This is a genomic window from Methanomassiliicoccales archaeon (assembly GCA_036504055.1).
GTDB lineage: Archaea > Thermoplasmatota > Thermoplasmata > Methanomassiliicoccales > UBA472 > DASXVU01.
In genome coordinates this window covers 195441-216009 of sequence record DASXVU010000048.1, presented here as the reverse complement: position 1 = coordinate 216009, position 20569 = coordinate 195441, and the positions used below count along the sequence as shown (strand labels likewise).

The window sequence follows — 20569 nt, the reverse complement described above, 5'->3', positions numbered from 1 at the left end:
ATTGCTCACGGCTTGATGGCGGCCTTGATCTTGGCCATCATGTCCGGCGGGACGTCCGTCATCTTGTGCTCCGTCGCCGCATGTGCGGCGATGGCCTTCATGAGCTCTTCCTGGGTCTTGGTCTTGACCTCAAAGGGACATTGCATCCCGATGTCTGCGCACTTGAACGATGGCATTTCCTTACCTTGGAACAGTGTCTGTAACGGTGTTAATATAAACCTATCGTGTCGGTCCGGCGGAACTGGGGGAAAGAATCCGGGGTAGGATTCGTTCAGGCACGCGGCCCGTCCTCCAGCCTTTACGATCATTCCTTTTCTGGGCCTTTTCCTTCATCCACCTGTTTTCCGTCGTCGACCGGGCCCTGCCCGGTGCTATGGTCGTTGGACCTAACACCCCTCCGGCGGACCAGGATGACGACGAAGGTCAGGATGGCGCACACCCCAAGGACGACCCCTATCAATATGGCGCCGTTACCCGGATCTACGACCAGCTTGCCCGGCTCCACGGTCAGTCCCCCGTTGACCACAGAGTCCGTGGTCATCGCCACGTCCATGCTCTTCGTCACGAACCCGACCTCCGTGAACTCTATGGAATAGCTACCGATGGCCACGTCGTAGAATGTGAAGGCCCCCTTCGCGTCGGACGTCGTTTCACCCACCTTGCCGGCGGTGGCGGACACGGCCAGACCGATGTGCCCCATCTCCGTCCGGGCGCCGGTGGACAGGCCGATCAGCGTCACCACCGTGTTGGGCAGGACCTTCCCGTCATGGCCGTACAGGATGCCGGAGATCTTCCCCACCGCCGCGGTCTGGAACGTCCAGTTCTCCCTGACGGCGTTCCCGGCCAGGTCGGTACCGGTGACCGAAACGTAGTACGTCTTGGAGCCCAGGAGCGCTTCCGATGGCGTGAAGGTGACGTTGTCCCCGCCCCATGCCGCCGTTCCTGGGATGCCGCCGACGGTGACGGCGGTGGACGAACGGTTCATGACCTCGTTGAAAGCGACCGTCACCGATGTCAGGGTGGATTCGGCGCTGCCGGTCGGGGACCAGGTCAGCGCGACCGGCGCGATCGTGTCGACGGTGAACGGTACGGTGGCCACCATGTCGTTGCCGGCGTTGTCCGTCGCCCGGACCCAGACGATGCCCGAGCCTTCCGGGACCGTCAGGTAACCGCTGTTCCCGGTCTGGTCCACCCAATTCGTCCCATCACCGCTCATCTCGATCCTGGCCAGGCCGGAGACCTGCTCCAGGACGCTCCAAGTGACCGTCACCGTCCGGGACCCGAGGATCGCCCCCTGCATCGGGACGGTGATGGTCACGGCGGGCGCGGTGGTGTCGACCACCGTGCTGACCCTTTCGGTGAGCACGTTGTTGGCGGCGTCGGTCGCCCTTACGGAGAGGATGTAGTTCCCGTCCGCAAGCCCGCGGATCAGGTAGCTGGTGCCCGTCACGATGTTCCAGTTCGTCCCGTCCCGGGACACCTCGGTCCTGATCACGCTGGAGCTCAGGTCGGACACTGTCCATTCCAGAAGCACGATGCCGGTCCGGTGGTAGGAGCCTGGCAACGGCGAGGTGATCTCCAGGGTCAGGCCGCTAGGGAACTTCAACGGCTTGATCACGGCCGCGGTCGAGTTCGGCCCGTTCCCGATCAGATTGTGCGCGGCGACGGTGAACGAGTAGGACTGGCCATTGGTAAGACCGGAGATCGTGGCCGTCAGGGCGGTGACCGTGCCCACCTTCATCCCGTCCCGGTAGACCACGTAATGGTCGACCGCCAAGCCCCCGTCCGCCGGGGCGGTCCAGTTCAGGTTGACATAACCGTCACCCGAATTGGCCGTGAGGCCGCCCGGGGCGTCGGGCACGTGCTGCCAGGTCCAGGAAGCGTTCTCGGTGATGGGTCCGCGGACCAGTATGGCGTCGGTGACCGGATTGGCCGTGCCGGTGTAGCTTCCCGTCCCGGTCCCGGTCCAGCCGTTGAAGACGTACCGCTCTCCGGCCATGGACGTCGGTGAAGTGGCGGCTAGCATGATCGATGACCCTTCAGCGAACCATTGGATCCCCGCTGCCGGAGCGGTGGTGCCATGGCTCGTGGATATCGCTACCTGGTATTGATGGCTCCAGCTGGCGATCTCGGTGATCGGCCCGTTCATGGTGATATCGGCCGCCGGTGTGTCCGCTGTGCCGCTGTAATTGCCTGGACCGGACCCGGTCCAGCCGACCCATTGATACCGTTCGTAGGCCGAGGCCACGGAGGGGGCTGACGCGTTTATCGTGATCCTGGAACCGGCGCTCTCCCAGGTACCGGCCCCGTCGGCGGCCGGCGTGGTGCTGCCGAGGCCGGTCTGCATGGTTAGCAGGAATTGATGATCGAAGTTCGCGATGACCGTATCGGTCAGGGCGGTGACCGTGTAGACATGGGTCTGGACCCCTCCGTCGCTCCAGGAGTTGAAGACGTACCGTTCTCCGGTCACGCCCGGAACGATCGACACCGCCTCTATCGTATGGGTCCCGGCGGTCCATTTGAAGTTGGCCGGGGTGGTGATCGGACCACCATCGACCAGGACGTATCCAGAGCCGGTCGGGCTGGAGGTGATGGTGATGCCCAGGGCCACCACGAAGTTCGCGGTGATGGTGCCCGGACCGTCTATGACCGCGACGGTCGAAGAGGCCTGCGAGTTGAACGTCACCGATGCGGACCCGCTGGTCCAGGTGGAGAACGCGTAGTCCACGGCCGATGTGGCCTGGATCGAGAGCGGCCCGGCATCATACCACAAGCCGGTGCCGTTGGGGGTGGTGGTGCCCCCTCCTGCCGGCGTAACGGCGAAGGAGACCTGGTATTGCTTGGTCCAGCCGGCGGTCTCGGTGATCGGGCCATTGACGGTCACGGCGTTGGTGACAGACCTACCGGTCCCGGTGTAGTTGCCGGTACCCGAGCCGGTCCATCCGTTCCAGACGTATCGTGCTCCGGTCCCTGCCGTCGGCGGGGGTGCGTCCAGCGTTACCTGTGACCCGACGTTATACCAGTGGGTGCCGGTCGCCGGGGTGGTGGTACCGCCGTTCGTCGCCATCGTGACCAGATACTGGTGGGCGAAGGCGGCGGTGACCGTACCTGCCGTTGTCACAGCATAGGAATGGACCGGTGCGCCTACATCGCTCCAGGCAGTGAATGAGTATCTCTCTCCCGCTCCGACGGTCACATTACCGAGAGCCTCAAGGGAATGAATGGACCCCGGCAACCAATCGAACGTGTATGGGGTCGCCGTCGCCACGCCGTCCACCAGAACATAGCCCGTGCCGGACGGACCGGAGGCGATAGTCACCCTCACCGTGAACGTGGCGGTGATCGTTCCCGGCCCGCTTAGGACCGCTGTGGTCGAAGCTGTCTGTGCATCGAACGTTATCGAGGCTGTGTCACTGCCCCACGAATAGAACCCATAGCCCGAATATGGCGTCGCCACGATCGGAAGCGCGCCGGCGTTCTCCCACACAAGTCCGGACGGTGAGGTCGTGCCACCGACCGATGGGGAGACAGCGAAGGACACCTGGTACTGGTGGTTCCAGCTGGCGGTCTCGGTGATGGGGCCGTTCATCGTGACGGCGTTGGTGGCAGGGTTGACGTTCCCATTATGACCGCCTGTCCCCGATCCGGTCCATGAGGTGAACACATACTGCTCACCATTTGAGGCTGTGGGATGCGTCGCGGTGAGGGTGACCTTGACGCCCGCGCTATACCAGGATCCGGTGACCGGATCGGTGGTGCCGAAGTTCGTGGCCATGGTCAGCTGGTACTGATGCGTCCAGGAAGCGGTCTCGGTGATGGGGCCGTTCATGGTGACGACATTGGTGATAGGTTCGCCGGATCCGGAATGACTACCTGAGCCGGATCCGGTCCATGATGTGAACAGATACCGCTCACCCGTGATCGTGCTGGGAGCCGTGGCGGTGATCGTTACCGTAGCTCCGGCATCGTACCATGACCCGGTCGAAGGATCGGTCGTGCCGAAGTTCGTGGCCATGGTCAGCTGGTACCTTTCATTCCAATGCGCTGTCTCGGTGATCGGCCCGTTGACGGCCACGGCGTTGGTGACAGACCTGCCGGTCCCGGTGTAGTTGCCGGTACCCGTTCCGGTCCAGCCGCTCCAGACGTACTGAACCCCCGTGCCGGCGGTCGGGGCGGTGGCATCCAGGTTCACCTGCGATCCGACGTTATACCAGTGAGCGCCGACCGCCGGAACGGTGGAACCGCCGTTGGTCGCCATCGTGACCTTGTACTGATGGTCGAAATTGGCGGTGAGTGTCGCCGCGGCGTTGACGACGAGAGTTCGATCCCGATCGCCGGCATCGCTCCATGAATTGAACGCATACTGTTCGTTCGACCCTACCGCTACGCTCGCTGACGCTTTGAGCGTATGGCTTGACCCAGACACCCAATCGTAGGTGTGGGGCGTCAAGACGGGGATATCGTCCACCACGACATATCCTGGTCCCGCCGGGCTGGACGTTATCGTCACCTCGACGGAATTTTGAACGAAGACCGCGGCGATGGTTCCCGGACCGGAAACGGTCGCCACCGTTGAGGAAGATTGGGCATTGAAGGTGATGGGACCGGTGCCGGACCAGGATGAGAAGCCATAGCTGGTCGACGGGTTCGCCTGGACCGAGAGGGAACCGGCATTGACCCACTGGGCGCCTGCGGTCGGGATGGTCGTACCCCCGGTCACCGGATCGGACGAGACGGTGACCCGGTATTGCTTGGTCCAAGAGGCTACTTCGGTGATGTCCCCGCCGATGGTGATCGTGGGGGTCGGGTCTAGACCAGTATAGAATCCGGGACCGGTCCCGGTCCATCCATTCCAGACGTATTGCTCGCCCGCATTGGCGGTGGGAGGGGCGGCGGAAAGGGGGACCTGCGATCCCTCGTCATACGTTCCTGCAGCGTTGGTCGTTCCGAAATTCTTGTCCATGACCAGGTGGCAGATGGCGACCGAAGCGATGCCTTCCCATATGGGGGAGGTGAAGCCAGTGGCTCCATAGATGTAATAGACCTTCAGGTCGGCGGCATGGTCCAAGATCCAATCAACGCCGAGGCTGGGAGCGCTTCCTTTGAACTCCATCCGGGTCAACGAACCCGTCCCGGAGAACGCACCTTCGCCGATGGACGTAACGGTGTCTGGTATCTGGACAGAGGTCAGGACGACCGTGTTGTTGCTGGCGAAGGCCCATGTTCCGATCGAGGTCACCGGAAGGGAACCGATCGATGCGGGGATCGTGACAATGGAGCTTGTCCCGTTGTACTTGGTTATCTCGACAGCTGTCCCGCTTTCGATGATCTGGTATTCAAAATTCTCATCCCCTGTGGTCAGGGCCGCGACCGGGCCGGTGGCCGCCATGATCATTACCCCCAGCATCATTCCCAGTGCGACCATCAAGATGATGATACCGATCCTTGACCTCGAATGCAATGGATTTCCCCCTCTGATCACCATACGTACGGATGTGGTTAAAAACTTGTCACGGAAGCCTTAATATCATTCCTGATAAGACCGACGGGGGAGGAGAAACAAGCAGCGTTACCCGGGCAAGACCTTCAGGCTTAGACCATGGAAGGCGATCACTATTGTCAATGTTGATAATGCGGTCGTTACCTTTGATCCATTGACATAAGGATAAGGGCCGAACAAAAATAGAAAAGAGTTTATGACTTCTTCAGTTGCTGAAGCTTCCACGCAGGTCGTAATCGCCGGAAAAGGACCTTTGTAGTGAGGCACCGTCAGACAAGGCCGAGTTCTCTACCGTGAGATCGGTGATACCAGAGGTCAATGTGGTGCAAACGGAATCGGTTTGATTCTGCTCCTGTGCGCCTGACTTTGTGGCAGTCTGATTATGCGTGACGGCGGCGGTGCCGCCAGATGATAGCTGTAAGCCCACCGCCAAGGTCGAAAACCCTAGAATGGCCATTACAATGATAGTGGCGATCTTCAATCCTCCAGATTGATTCATTGAGACGCTATTCCCCCATTTTCGTTGTTTTATCTTTTTGTTCTTTAAGGAGTTTTGATCGGCTCCGGTACGAGGGGATCGAGCGTTCACTGCTCAATAGAGGTTTCACTGTTCTAAACCGGTCCGTAGGCATACGGGCCGGTTCTCGGCATGGATACCCCTACCAACTCCGTGGTCGGTTCCCCCGATTCCTGCCGAGCCTACATGTTATCAACATTGATATTTAGAAGTTAGTTGCTTACATAGCGAAATTGTAACAAATTCCCGAGTTATACGCAATTTTGATTGTTATCAGATTTGATAATCAACCGTTTCCTGTGGAAAAAGTGAGATCGGCAATGACAGGACCGAGCGCTCCGCAGGTTTTGGCATCTCGTCCCCTAGCCTATGATAGGAACTGTCCAGTATATATCCATCATGGACCAAGGTCCAATATCCTTGAAATTTGACATGCGATGAGAAACAGAGCGACCGTAAGAAGAAAGTAAGGAAAAGTGGGGATGATCATCCCCTTAATGCCATACTGGACGCGTTTTTGGCGGCCTAACCTACGGTCAGGGGTTCACCGTCATCGGGGCTGACCGAGACAGAGAATCTCATATCGCCGTTGTAGGTCGCCCGGAACAGGTAGTTCCCATCCTCCGGCGGATCGTACCATGTGGACGTGGCCATGCCGTTGATCAGAGGCACTTCCTTGTCAAAGGCCACGAACGCTCCTCCGTTCACGCTCACCTCGAAGGTGACGTTCCCGGTCGGTACGGGCAGCAGGCCGTTCAGTGCGGTCACGGTCGCATTGTCGGTCACCATTTGGTCACCGGTGATCTGGTCCGCCCCGAGATAGGTGGTTGTCCAGGAAGGGGCGTAGTCGACCGTCAACGGTTCGTCCGTGTCTCCGCTCTGGGATCCGGTGTAGTTCTTGTCTCCCGTGTAGAGCGCGCGGAATTCGTATTCACCGACCGCCTGAGGAGGGAATTCCGAGGTGGTGACCTGGCCGTCGATCAGGGTTCCGGAATCGAACACCGACCAGGAACCGCCGTTGACACGGAACTCGAAGTTGACGGTTCCGGTCGGCACCGGGAAGGGCAGGCCGAGCCCGGTGACGGTGGCGGTATCGTAGATCGTGCTTCCCAGCAGGATTGATTTGTCCGAAAGTATGGTGGTTGTCACGGTCCCTGCCTGTTCCACGGTCAGCGGCTCATCGTTGATGCTCGTCGATATCTCGAAGTTCCCGTCGCCCCCGTAGACCGCCTGGAACTGGTAGCTCCCGGCCTCCCTGGGAGTGTATATGGCCGACTGGGCGATGCCGTTGACCAATGCCACGCTGTCATATGTGGCGAACGCTCCGCCGTCGATGCTCACCTGGAAATCGACCGTGCCGGTCGGCATCGGCAGCGTTCCGACGTTCGCGAACACGGTCACGTTGTCGGTCACCGATTGGCCTAGCCTTATGGATGTCGTTCCCAGATCGGTCATGGCCGTGGCGATAGCCTTCTCCACCGGCAGCGGCTCGTCGGTATCCTTGCTCATCGAGCTGGTGTAGTTGCCGTCACCTGCGTACAGCGCGCGGAATTCATACAGACCGATCGCTGACGGCTCGTACGCTATCGAGGTGGCCGATCCGGAGGAAAGCTCACCGGTATCGTAGGATGTCCACGAACCGCCGTTCAATCGGACCTCGAAGTTGACCGATCCTGTCGGCACCGGGAACGTCGAGCCCAGTCCCGCCACTGTCACCGTGTCGTAGACCACGTCGCCCAGCCGGATGCTGACCGAGTCCAACGCGGTGGTCGTGACGCTTGCCGCCTTGGCGACGGTCAGCGGCTCAAGGCCGTCGATGCTGGACGAACCGAGGAAGTTTCCGTCCCCGGCATAGACCGCCTGGAACTGATAGTCCCCGGCCGCCAGCGGCGTGTACTTGGCCGACTTGGCCTCCCCATTGACCAGGTTCACGTTGCTGTATTCGACATATCCCTGGCCGGAATAGTTGACCTGGAAGGACACGGACCCGGTCGGTATGGGCAGGGTTCCCTCCAGGTTGATCACCGTCGCGTTGTCGAAGACCGATTGACCGAGGGTTATGTCGGTCACGCCCAGAACGGTGAGTACGAACGAGGGTGCCGCCGTCACCGTCAGCAGCTCGTCATTATCCCCGCTCTGGGAGCCGGTGTAGTTGTTGTCACCGCTGTAGATCGCCCGGAAGTGGTAGGTGCCCACCGCCGCCGGCATGTATTCGATCGAGGTGACCGTCCCGGTCGAGACGTCCTGCTTATCGAAGGCGGACCAACCTCCCCCGTTAATGCTGACCTCGAAGGTCACCGTCCCGGTCAGTGTCGGGAAGGGAATGCCGAGTCCGGTAACGGTGGCCGTGTCGAACACGTGGTCGCCGAACAGTATGGTGGCGTCGGTAAGCTGGGTCACCGTGGTCGTGGCCGCGGTGCCGACCATCAGGGGTTCGCTGCCTTCCGGGCTGTTCGACACCGCGAAGACGGAGTCTCCGCTGTACACGGCCTGGAAATCGTAGCTGCCGTTGGCCAGCGGAGTGTACTTTGCCGATTGTGCGACACCGCCGCTCAGCGGCACGTTCTTGTCATACTCCACGTACGGGCCGCCGTTGTAGCTCACTTGGAATGTCACGGTCCCGCTGGGGATCCCCAGTGCCCCGTTCAGTGCGATCACTGTGGCATTGTCGAAGACCGATTGTCCCAAGACTATGGAGGTCGTCACCAGCACGGTCTCGGTGAAGGTAGGCGCCAATCCCACCGACAGCGGCTCATCGTTATCCCCGCTCTGGGAGCCGGTGTAGTTGTTGTCACCGCTGTAGACCGCCCGGAAGTGGTAGGTGCCGACGTTCGCCGGGAAATACTCGGCCGAGGTGACCGACCCGCCGATCAGGACCTCTCCCGAATCGAAGGAGTTCCATGACCCGCCGTTGATCTGGACCTGGAAGTCGATCGTTCCGTTCGGGACGGAGAACGGTGCGCCCAGCCCGGTCACCGTCGCAGTGTCGAAGACCGAGTCGCCCAGCAGGCCAGAGCCGACCCCCAGGTCGGTGGTGGTCAGGGTGGTCGACTTGGCCACGTTCAAAGGCTCGGTGCCCAATATGCTGGAGGTCCCGACATAGTTCGGGTCACCGGCATAGACGGCCCGGAACTCGTAGGCCCCGGCCGCCAGTGGCTGGTACAATGCCGATGTGGCAGTCCCGCCGACCAACGCCACCGTGCTATAGGGCGCGAATGGACCGCCTTCGAAGCTCACCTGGAACACGACGTTCCCGCTCGGGTCCGGCGATGTTCCGGCCAAGGCGACGATGGTCACGTTGTCTCTCACCGACTGCCCCAGGATGATGTCGGTCACCCCGAGGAAGGTGTCGGCGAAGGTCTGGGCCGGACCCACCGTCAGCGGCTCGGCGCCGTCACCGCTCTGCGAGGCGGTGTAGTTGCTGTCCCCGCCATAGAGCGCCCGGAAGCGGTAGTCGCCCACCGCCCCAGGGGTATAGCCGGACGAGGTGACGCTTCCGGCCGACAGTGTCTCGGTATCGTAGGCCGTCCAAGCTCCGCTGTTGAAGCTCACCTCGAAGGCGATCGTTCCGTTCGGTACGGAGAACGGCGCACCCAGTCCGGTCACGGTCGCGGTATCGTAAACCAGGTCGCCGAAGGATATCGTCCGGTCGGACAGCTGGGTGGCGGTAACGCTGGCCGACGGGTTGACGGTCAGCGGCTCGCTACCGCTGATGCTCGTCGTACCGGCGAAGGAACCGTCACCGCTGTAGACCGCCTGGAACTCGTAGTGGCCGGCCGCTATCGGCAGGTACGCCTTCGACAGCGCTACACCGCCGCTCAATGCCACGTTCGCATCGTAGGTCATGAACTGTCCGCCGTTGAAGCTCACCTGGAAATCGACGGTTCCCGTCGGGGTCGGCAACGCTCCGTTCAGGTTGAAGACCGTCACGTTGTCAGTGACCGACTGTCCCAGGGTGATCTCCGCGGTGCCTAGATACGTCAGGATCCCCGAGGGGGCCAATCCGACCGTCAACGGCTCGGCGCCGTCCGCGCTCTGCGAGCCGGTGTAGTTACCGTCACCGCTGTAGACCGCCCGGAACAGATAGCTGCCGACCGTGGTCGGGGTGTACTCGGCCGATATCGCCTGTCCATCGGTCAACGTCACGGCAGGGTCGAACGTCGTCCATCCCCCGCCGTTGATCTTGACCTGGAAGTCCACCGTTCCGTTGGGTATTGGATATCCGGTAAGCCCGTTCACCGTCACGCCGTCGAAGACCGACTGGCCCAGCAGTATGTCGGCTGTACCCAGATCGGTGGTCGTCACCGACGCCGCCCTGGTCACGGTCAAAGGTTCGTCGTTGATGCTGGTCGAACCGGCGAAGTTGGCGTCGCCGCTGTAGACCGCCTGGAAGGCATAGTTGCCGGTCACATGCGGGAAGTACTGCCCCGATTGGGCGACCCCGTTGACCAGCGGCACGTTCCCATCGTAGGTCGTGAACGGTCCGCCATTGTAGCTGACCTGGAAGTCCACGATGCCGGTCGGGGTGGGCAGGAGGCCGTCCGAGATCACGGTGACGTTATCGGTCACCGAACCTCCCAGGACGACCGTGGTCGTTCCCAGGACGGTGAGCGCGAACGATGGGGCCTGGCCGACGGTGAGCGGCTCGAGGCCGTCCCCGCTGGTCGAGGCCTGGTAGTTGGCGTCGCCGCCATAGGCCGCCCGGAAGTGGTAGGTTCCCGCAGCCGAGGGGAAGAACGGTATGGAAACGACCGATCCGTCGATCAGGGTTTCAGCCGGATCGTAGGTGGTCCACGGTCCGTTGTTGAAGCTGACCTGGAAGTCCACGATGCCGGTCGGGAAGGGGAAGACGGTCCCCAGCCCGTTGACGGTCGCGGTGTCGACCACGCTGTCGCCCAGCAGTATCGTATCCGACGAAAGGACCGTGTCCGTGGTGGTGGCCGCCTGGTTCACCGTCAGCGGCTCGGCGAGGTCGTCGCTTTGGCCGCTGGTGTAGTTCAGGTCACCGGCGTACACCGCGCGGAAGTGGTAGGCGTCCACCGTCAGCGGGGTATAGGGGGAGGATGTGGCGACACCGTCGACGCCCGACGGGGTCAGGGTCTTGGTGTCATAGGTGGTCCAAAGTCCATTGCCGATCAGCACCTGGAAATTCACTGTCCCGGTCGGCACGGGCAGGAACCCGCTGCTAACCGTCGCCTTATCGGTGACCGAATAGCCCAGGACGATGCTCTTATCGGACAGTTCGGTGGTCACGGCCACATGTCCCTTGGCCACGGTCAACGGCTCGAGCCCGTCAGGGCTGGTCGAGGTGGCGAAGTCCTTGTCGCCGCCATAGACGGCACGGAACTGGTAGTCACCGGCGGCCAGCGGCCTGAAGAAGGCCGACTTTGCCTCTCCGTTGACCAGCGGGACGTCCTGGTCGAATATCTCATAGGCGCCGCCGTTGAAGCTGAACTCGAAGTTGACGCTTCCGGTCGGGACCGGTAGCACTCCGTTCAGCGCGATCACGGTGGCATTGTCAGTGACCGATTGCCCCAGGGTGATGGACGTTGTCCCCAGGACCGTCTCGGTGAATGTCGGGGCCAATCCTACCGACAGCGGTTCGCTGCCATCCTGGCTCTGTGAGCCGGTGTAGTTGCCGTCACCGCTGTAGATCGCCCGGAAGTCGTAGTTGCCCACGACCGCGGGATGATAGGCCCCGGAAGTCGCCATGCCGCCGCTCAGCGGCACATCGCTGTCGAATGCCGCATAGGCTCCGCCGTTGAAGCTGACCTCGAAGGTGACCGTCCCGGTGACCGCCGGGAACGATCCGCCCAATCCGGTCACGGTCGCGGTGTCGTACACCAGGTCGCCCAGCAGGATGTTGTCGGAGTCCAGGAGGGTGCTGGTGGAGGATGCCGCCCTTTCGACGGTCAGCGGTTCATCGCCGTCGCCGCTCTGCGAGCCCTTATAGTTCACGCTCCCCAGGTATACCGCCCGGAAATGATACGAGCCGGCCATCGTGGGTGTGTACGCGTTCGAGGTGGCGATGCCGTTCAGGCCTGACGGGGTCAGGGATTGGGTATCATAGACGTTCCAAGACCCGGATCCGAACTGGACCTGGAACTGGACATTGCCGGTCGGGGCCGAATAACCCTGTTGGCCGGTGACGGTCACCTGGTCGCTGACCGTCTGCCCCAGGACTATGGAACGGACCCCCAGATCGGTGGTGGTGGTCGACTCTGCCTGCGGGATGGTCAGTGGCTCTGACCCGTCCGGGCTTGCGGAGCCCTGGTAGTTCTTGTCGCCGCTGTAGACGGCCCGGAACTCGTAGTTCCCGGCCACGGTCGGCTTGAACAGCACCGATCTGGCCTGGCCGCCGCTCAGGACCACGCCGGGATCGAACGTTGTCCATGACCCGCCGTTGAGCCGGTACTGGAAGTCCGCCTTTCCGGTCGGTATGGGGAACGATCCACCCAGCCCTGTCACGGTGGCGTTATCGGAAACGGAACGGCCCAGGGTCATGCTGCTCACACCCAGGCTGGTTGCGGTCGCGGAAGCCGCCGGTTTGACGCACAACGGTTCAGAGCCCGGCGCGCTGGACGAACAGCTGAAGATGCGGTCGCCGCTGTAGACCGCCTGGAACTGGTAGTTGCCCGCGGCCATGGGGGTGTACGGGCACGAGGTGGCGGTACCGCCGCTCAATTTGTTGGTGCAGTACACCGTGTAGGGACCGCCGTTGTAGCTTACCAGGAACTTCACGGTGCCGGTCGGGAAGATGTGTATCCAGCTGGGGCCGGTGACCGTTGCCTTGTCACTGACCGATTGTCCTAGGGTTATGGTGCTGGTCCCGAGGTCGGTGACGGTGCGGGTGGAGGCGATCCCCACGTGCAGGGGTTCGCAGTGGTCCCCGCTCGTGGAACCCTGGAAGTTCTTGTCGCCGCTGTAGACGGCCCGGAAGTAATAGTTGCCCGGATTGACCGGCGTATAGAACGAGGATACTGCCTTCCCTTTGACCAGTGGAACGTTCCAGGAGTAGGTCGTCCATGGTCCGTTGTTGAAGCTCACTTGGAACTTGACGGTGCCGGTGGGATAGGTGGGGACGCCCCTGGGGCCCATCACGGTGACATTGTCCTTCACCGACTGACCGAGCTTTATGTTCTCCACTCCCAAGGAGGTCGTCTCCGTGGTGGGGGCTTTATTGACATGCAGAGATGCGTCGCAGCTCCCGCTCTGGGAACCGTAGTACTTGCTATCGCCGCTGTATATGGCCCGGAAGTAGAAGTCGCCGGCGACGATCGGCATGTATGAGGGGGATGTGGCCTTGCCGTTCACCAGTTTGATACCGTGAGCGAAAGTCAACCAGCTACCGCTGGGTCCCTTGACCTGGAAATCGACGGTACCGGTCGGGACCTTGGAAGTGGCTTTGCCGAATACGGTCGCCTTTTCGGTGACCGATTGACCCAGAACGATGTTCTTGGAGCTTAGGGAGGTGGATACATAGCTGATCAGACAACTGCTTCCACAGCCGACGACACCGCCACGGGGAGTACTGCTATCGGAATACGTCGGACCCCCTGAACTTAGACCGCTGTCCACTCCGGATGACTGGGCCGTCGTGTCAGGGACGGCCGAGTTAAAGCTGGTCGTGACCGGCTTGGCAGTGACCAGCTTGTGGGCGGTCGCGGCGGTGTCGCTGTTCGACAGATCTACCCCCACCGCCAGGGTCGACAATCCTAACACAAACACCACGAGAATTGCGCTGAGTTTCAATACTCCCATTCTGCTCATAGAAGACATCCGTTCACCTTTTCATTATGTTATTTTTATTTATCTAACTGGTTCTAATGGTATTACGAAGGGAGAATGAGGGACTTCGCCGCCATCGAGAGGTTCAACTGGTCGAACGACTCCTGAACGGATCGGACTCACCTTATGGCCTGAAACAACCTCTCTCTCCGTGAGGTTAGCTCCCCTTAATTTTCGGGCCGCCTAATTTCATGTCTCAAAACGTGATACTTAATGGTTAGTTGCTAAAATAACGGAAATCGGGGATATATCCCGATGAAAAAGGATGTATTTATTAGGGCAATTGAGTCCCAACGATCGGCGTACCATTCTTCCCATATCCGAAGCATCGGACCAAGATCATCTATCGGCATTGTATTGAGACCGATCGGAAGCTCACAGAACGATCACGAACCTGGCCCCCTTGGTATGGTCGCCGGGAACCCGGTCCTCGGCCCATACCCACCCTCCCTGGTCCTCCACCAGGCGTTTGACCAGATATAGCCCGAGCCCATGCCCGGTCGCCTTGGTGCCCCCTCGTGTGGAACGGTCGAACACCTTCTCCTTCATTTCGTCCGCTATCCCGGGGCCGTTGTCCTCTATGCTGATCCGGCAGTGCTCATCACCATCCTGCGATATCATGGTCAGCGCAATGCCTATCACCAGAGGACCGGTGGAATGCTTGATGGCGTTGCTGACTATGTTACCGAACGCATCCCTCAGCAGACTGGAGACCTTTGACCTGCATCCTTCCCGCATCTCCATAGCGATCCTCACCTCCCTGCCCGGAGGATGCTCGTACTCCCCCTTGATCTCCTCCAGCATGGCGCCGATCTCCACCATTTCGGTCCTGTAACGGTCCGCCTCGAGCCTCTGAATGTTGCGCACGTTGGCGATCAGCTCGCTGCTGTTCCGAAGCTCCTGCATGGGTATGAGGATGAGCTTCTTGTCCTTGTCCTCCAGCTGCAGCCGCATCTCCGCCAGCTGCAGATAGCCCAGTGCGGCAGTGATGTAATTGTTGATGTCATGGGTGAGCAGGTCGAGGTACAGCTCGGCACGGCCCTTCTCCGCTATCAGCTCCAGCTCGATGCGCTTCCGTTCGATGGCGAAGATGATGGCGTGGCTCAGGCTGCTCGAGGTGAGATCGTTCTTGAACAGGTAATCCTGCGCCCCTTCGTTGATCGCCTTCGCGGCCGACCCCTCATCGGTGGAACCGGTCAGCACCACGATGGGGACCTGGGGGAACTTGCAGTGTATCTTCGTGAACGTATCGAACCCTCTGCTGTCCGGGAGATTGAGATCGAGCAGTATCACATCGTAATCCTCGGTCCCAAGCATTTCCAACGCCTTTGACAACATGCCGGTACTGGCTATCCTGTATTGCCCAAGAATGGCGCTGTACAGGTATTCCCTGACCAGACCGAGGTCCCCGGGGTTGTCCTCGACCGCCAGCACATGGACGGAATCCCTTTCCCTATCGGCATTCTTTATAGTTGACATCGGTCACTTTTCCATAGCTACACGATCGTTTGATAACGTTTCTCCGTGGAACGAGCGATAATTCGTATCGCGGGCCATCGAATAGTTGGACCTGTATCGCACTGATGCCGGACCTGACCCATCCTCCTGAACCCCTTGATTGAGCTGCAGGTGACTGAATGGGGATGGTACGGTCCGTGTTCGGCTGGCGGACTACTTGCTGCCGACCGCTGCCGCCACGCCCTTGGCCCACTCCTTGACCTTCTCCGGTTCCCCGTCACGGAGCTGGTAATTGTCCTTCCCCCCGTGGACGTATGCAGGCAGCGGGGAACCGACGATCTTGAAGCCGAGCTCCCCCAGCTGCTTCTGCATCGCCTTGTTGGCATTGCCGCTCATGATCGATTTCATCTGAGTATCGAAGGAGGCCGCGAACTTGCCGGAGATCTGCTTTCCCTTGAGCCCTTCCAAGAACTTCACCGTCTCCTTGGTCGGCCTCCAGCCCATGGTCGGTGAGCCTATGATCAGACAATCGAAGTCCTCGATCTTGACCCCGCCGGCATGGCCGACGTGCAGGGCCTCGGCCTCAACGCCCTTCTCCTTCAGCCCGTCCTGGATGAGCACTGCGACCTTTTCCGTCATCCTTGCCTTCGAAACCGAGTCGTAGACTATCACTACCTTCATGTTGAACCCTCAGGAAAATAGCGCGGTTCGGGATATTAAACAATCAGGTGATAACGGGACCCGGATCAAGCAAAGGATAGAAGATGGGAAGATGTTTGTGAAGTGGCCCCCGAGGCCATCATCCTTTTTCCTGGTTCTCCTGCATCTCCGCGGTCGGCGGCAACGCATCCCTGAATTCCAGGATCGACGCTTTCGTCGGGGGGTTCCTCCTCTTCCGGACCATTAGCACCAGGCCTATCAGGCCGGCGGAGATGGCCGCGATGGCTATCAGGAACAGCAGTCCGTCCACCATACCAGCCGGGGACGCTTCCGGATCGACGGTCAGCCCGCCGTTCCTTATATCGTTCATGGTCATCGATACCGGCGTGTTCTTTGCCTGGCGACCGGGGGCGGTGACCTCCAGGGTATAGTTCCCGATCGTCACATCATGGAATGCGTACGCTCCGTATGCGTCGGAGGTCGTGGTCAGCACCTTGACGATGCCGGTGGACGCCGCCAATGAGAGCGAGCTGTTCTGGGCGGCCGTCGGTATCGCGATCAGCTTCACGACGGCGTTGGCCAGCGGCTTCCCGTCGTAGTCGTGGACCACGCCGGATATCGTGCCCCAGAGGGCGGTCCTGAAGGTCCAGGACTTCGTGATGGGATTCCCGGCCAGGTCCGTGCCGTTCACCGAGACGCTGTAGTTGGTCCAGCCCCTGAGGGCCGACACCGGCATGAACGACACGCTGTTGCTGCCGCTCCACACCACCGCTCCGCCCACCCCGGCCACCGATATGATCGTCGATGCCCGGTTCATCGACTCGCTGAAGGTGATGTTGATCCCGACGACGGTGGACTCGGCGTTGCCGGATGGGGACTTCATCACCACGGTCGGCAATACCGTGTCGACGGTGAAGGGGATGATGGCCGTCACATTGTTACCGGCGTTGTCAGTGGCCCGGATGTAGAACTTGTACGAACCGTCCTGATATATTGAGGTCTTCCCTGCCACCAACTGTACGGCCCAATTGATACCGTCGGTGCTTATCTCGGTACTGAAAAGGCCGGAACCGGTATCATTGATCGCCCAGGTGAACGTGACATACTGGTTGTTGACATATCCGCCTGGCGTCGGCGTCTTTGCGGTAACGATCGGCGGGGATCTGTCGACGATGATCGGGACCAATCTGGTGACCTCGTTGTTCACCGCATCGGTGACCCGGACGTACAGGGTGTGCGGCCCCTCCGACAGTCCGCCCATCACATAGCTCGTTCCGGTGACCGTTATCCAGGGGGAGACCTCGCTGCTGACCTCCGTCTTCACCACGGCCGAGCCAAAGTCGGTGATGTTCCACTTCAGGATCACACTGCCGGTGCTGTTGTACGAACCTGTCACTGGCGAGGTTATCTCGAGGATAAGGGTGCTCGCCCCTTTGATCGGCTTTATCGACACGGCGGTCGGGGTCTGCCCGTTCCCGATCGCATTATGGGCTGCGACCGTGAACGAGTATGACTGTCCGTTGGTGAGACCGACGATGGTGGCATAAAGGGTGGTGACCGACTTCACTGGCACTCCATCCTGGAAGACCACATAGCCGTCCACAGGCATTCCGCTGTCGGAAGGTGCGTTCCAGCTCAGACTGATCATGGAATCGCCTGCTATCGCGGTCAGGCCAGTGACCATACCGGGCCCCCTCTGCAGGGTCCAGGAAGCGGTCTGGTTGATGGGCCCGTTGACGGTCACGGCGTTTGTGGCCGGGTTGTCCATTCCATTGTATGCTATGACGCCGGACCCGACCCAGCCGTTGAAGAGGTACCTTTCATTGGCACCGGCGGCGGGCGCCGTGGCGGTAAGCGTGATCGTGGAGCCTGCATCGAACCAGCTGATCCCCGCCAGCGGAGAGGTCACGCCGAAGTTCGTGGAGATGTTGACCGCGTACTGCAGACCCCATATCGCCGTCTCGGTTATCGGTCCGTTCATCGTCACGGCGTTGGTGGCGAGCTGACTGGCGCCGGTATAGCTACCGGAACCCGTTCCCGTCCAGCCCTTCCATGAGTATTGCGATCCGGCATTGGCCGGGGGGGCGGTGGCGTTCAGGGTGACCTTTGAGCTGGCGTTAACCCAAAGGATGCCGGCGCCAGGCGTGGTGGTCCCCCCATTGGCGTTCATGGTGAGTGCGAACTGGTGGCTGAAGCTGGCGGTGACGGTGGCCGGCGATGTCGTTACCAGGTAGGAATGCGACCGGGCGCCGCCATCGCTCCACGAGCCGAACGAGTACCTCTCTCCCGTCCCGGCGGAGACGTTGCCCACTGCCTCCAGGGTGTGGTTGGTGCCCGGGGTCCAGACGAAGCTCTTCGGCGTGGTGATCCCAACACCGTCTACCAGCACATATCCTGTCGCGGCCGATCCCGAGGACCTGATGGTCACGGAGACCGGGAGCGGCCCGAAGTTCGCCGTGATGATCACCGGCCCTACGATGTTGGTGGTTGTGGAGGACCTCTGCGAATCACCGAAGGTCGTCAGACCGTCGTTGTTGCTCCAGGATGAGAAGTTGTAACCGGCCGACGGTGTGGCCTGGATCGAGAGAGGTCCGGCGTCGATCCATTGGGTGCCCGGCGCCGGGGTTATGGTCCCTCCTCCGGCCGGAGAGACCGCGAAGGTGACCTGGTATTGCTTGGTGAAACCGGCTGTCTCTGTGATCGGCCCGTTGACCACCACATTCGATGTTGGTCTGTCGATCCCTGAATAGCTTCCAGTCCCGGTCCCGGTCCAGCCCTTCCATACATATTGCGATCCACCGCTGGCCACTGGGGCGGTCGCATCTATCGTCAGCACCGTTCCGGCATCGTACCAATGCGTACCGATCGATGGGGTGGTGGTTCCGAAGCTGGCGTTCATTGTGACCAGATATTGATGGTTGAAGCTGGCGGTGATCGTGTCCGACAACATCGGCATGGTGTACTGATGTGCCCTGGCCCCGGTGTCGCTCCAGCTAAGGAACAGGTACTGTTCGTTCGCACCGATCGAGTCCGTCGCCACCAGGTCGTGTTTCTCTCCCGGTACCCAGGAGCCCGTCCAAGGAGTGACGATGGGATTTCCGTCCACCAGGACATAACCGGCACCCGTTGGGGTGGAAGTGATCGTTATCTCGACCGAATTCACCGTGAACCCCGCGGTGATGGTCCCCGGGCCGGAAACGGTCGCCACCGTGGAGGAAGATTGGTCATTGAAGGTGATGGGACCGGTGCTGGACCAGGATGAGAAGCTGTAGCCTGCTGAAGTGCTGGCCTGTATCGAGAGAGGTCCGGCGTCGATCCATTGGGGTCCCGCGGTCGGGACGGTCGTTCCCCCCGTCACCGGATTGGACGAGACGGTGACCCAGTATTGCTTGGTCCATACGGCCTGCTCGGTGATGTCAGCATTGACCGTGATCACGCGGGTAAGGTCGGTACCGCTATAGCTTCCGGTGCCTGTTCCGGTCCAGCCGCTCCAGACATAGTTCTCGCCACTGTTGGCGGTCGGTGCTGTGGCGGTGATCGTGACCTGGGCTCCCTCCTCGAAGATGCCCCCGACCGATGTCGTCCCGAAATTCGACGACATGGTCAGTCCATAAAGACCGACCAATGTGATGCCATTCCAGGACGGGCCGGAGAAGCCGGAGGCACCGCTATGGTAATAGACCTTAAGGCCGGTCGCGCCGCTCGCCCAGTTCGCGCCCATGTTGGGCGAGTTGCCCTTGAATTCCATTCTGGTCAATGCCGTACATCCGGAGAACGCGCTGGCCCCGATGTTGGTAACGCCGCTCGGGACGGTGACGCTCTGCAATCCGGTACAGCCGAGGAACGAATTTGCCACGATATTTGTGACGCTGTCCGGGACAACGAAATCGCCGGGCTTGCCGGCCGTATACTTGATCAGGGTTGTTATGGCCTTGTTATAGAGGACACCGCCTATGCTGGCATAGTTCGAGTTGCCAGCCCCTACGGCTATCTGGGTCAGGGCAGGATCGTTATTGAAAGCGTCAGTTCCGATGGAGGCCACGCTGTCGGGGATGGTAACCGATTGAATGGCGGTGGAAGCAAAGGCGTTGCTTCCTACCGAACTCAGACTGATCGCGCCGTCTAAGGTCAGGGAGTTCAGATTGGTGCATCCCTGGAATGCGCCGCTGCCTATGGTGGTGACACCGTCAGGAATGGCGACCGCTGTCAATCCGGTGCATCCATAGAAGGCATTGTTCTCGATCTTTTGGACCGTTGCGGGAATATTTATGGTTGCCCCGCTTTGATAGAAAGCGGAATCTCCGATAGACCTCACGTCGGCCTGGATCTGGACCGAGGTCAGCGGCACAAGAGTTGTGCCAGATGCGAACGCTGAAGCCCCTATTGAGACCACCGGATTGCCGTCAATGTCCGATGGAACCACAACAACCGATTCTGCGCCGAGGTAGGCAGTTATCTCGACACCTTCCTGGTAATGCCTGTAGCTGAAATTTCCATCGAGGGAGACTTCTGCTGCGGCTGGGCTGGAAACCATCATAACCAATGCCCCCAGCATCAGAAGTAATGCGATCGCGAAGGTAATGAAGCTGATCCTCGACCTCATGAACATTGAAACCCGCCCCGGAATTTATCTCTTGCCCTTAAGC

The 20569-nt window shown here is 60.5% G+C and carries 7 protein-coding genes; all 7 read right to left on the bottom strand.

Features of this window, described 5'->3' with window-relative positions; genetic code table 11:
• Window positions 1–5: 5 nt before the first annotated feature.
• Entirely contained in the window at window positions 6–176 is a 171-nt protein-coding gene (locus VGK23_13170) for a DUF1059 domain-containing protein (protein HEY3421496.1), read from the bottom strand.
• 128 nt (window positions 177–304) lie between these two features.
• The gene (locus VGK23_13165; GenBank protein ID HEY3421495.1) at window positions 305–5461 is read right to left on the bottom strand and encodes an Ig-like domain-containing protein; all 5157 of its coding nucleotides are present in this window, start codon (window positions 5459–5461) and stop codon (window positions 305–307) included.
• A gap of 244 nt (window positions 5462–5705) precedes the next feature.
• Window positions 5706–5999, bottom strand: a complete 294-nt coding sequence (locus tag VGK23_13160) for a hypothetical protein (GenBank protein HEY3421494.1) — start codon at window positions 5997–5999, stop codon at window positions 5706–5708.
• 543 nt (window positions 6000–6542) lie between these two features.
• Window positions 6543–13796 carry an Ig-like domain-containing protein gene (locus tag VGK23_13155; GenBank protein ID HEY3421493.1) on the bottom strand — a complete coding sequence of 2418 codons (7254 nt, stop codon included), beginning with the start codon at window positions 13794–13796 and terminating at the stop codon, window positions 6543–6545.
• 384 nt (window positions 13797–14180) lie between these two features.
• The gene (locus VGK23_13150) at window positions 14181–15284 is read right to left on the bottom strand and encodes a hybrid sensor histidine kinase/response regulator (GenBank protein HEY3421492.1); all 1104 of its coding nucleotides are present in this window, start codon (window positions 15282–15284) and stop codon (window positions 14181–14183) included.
• A gap of 192 nt (window positions 15285–15476) precedes the next feature.
• A complete protein-coding gene (locus VGK23_13145) occupies window positions 15477–15944 on the bottom strand; it encodes a flavodoxin family protein (GenBank protein ID HEY3421491.1) in 468 nt (155 codons plus the stop codon).
• Between the two features lie 118 nt (window positions 15945–16062).
• Window positions 16063–20532: a leucine-rich repeat protein gene (locus VGK23_13140; protein ID HEY3421490.1), complete on the bottom strand. Its 4470-nt coding sequence runs from the start codon at window positions 20530–20532 to the stop codon at window positions 16063–16065.
• Window positions 20533–20569 lie beyond the last annotated feature (37 nt).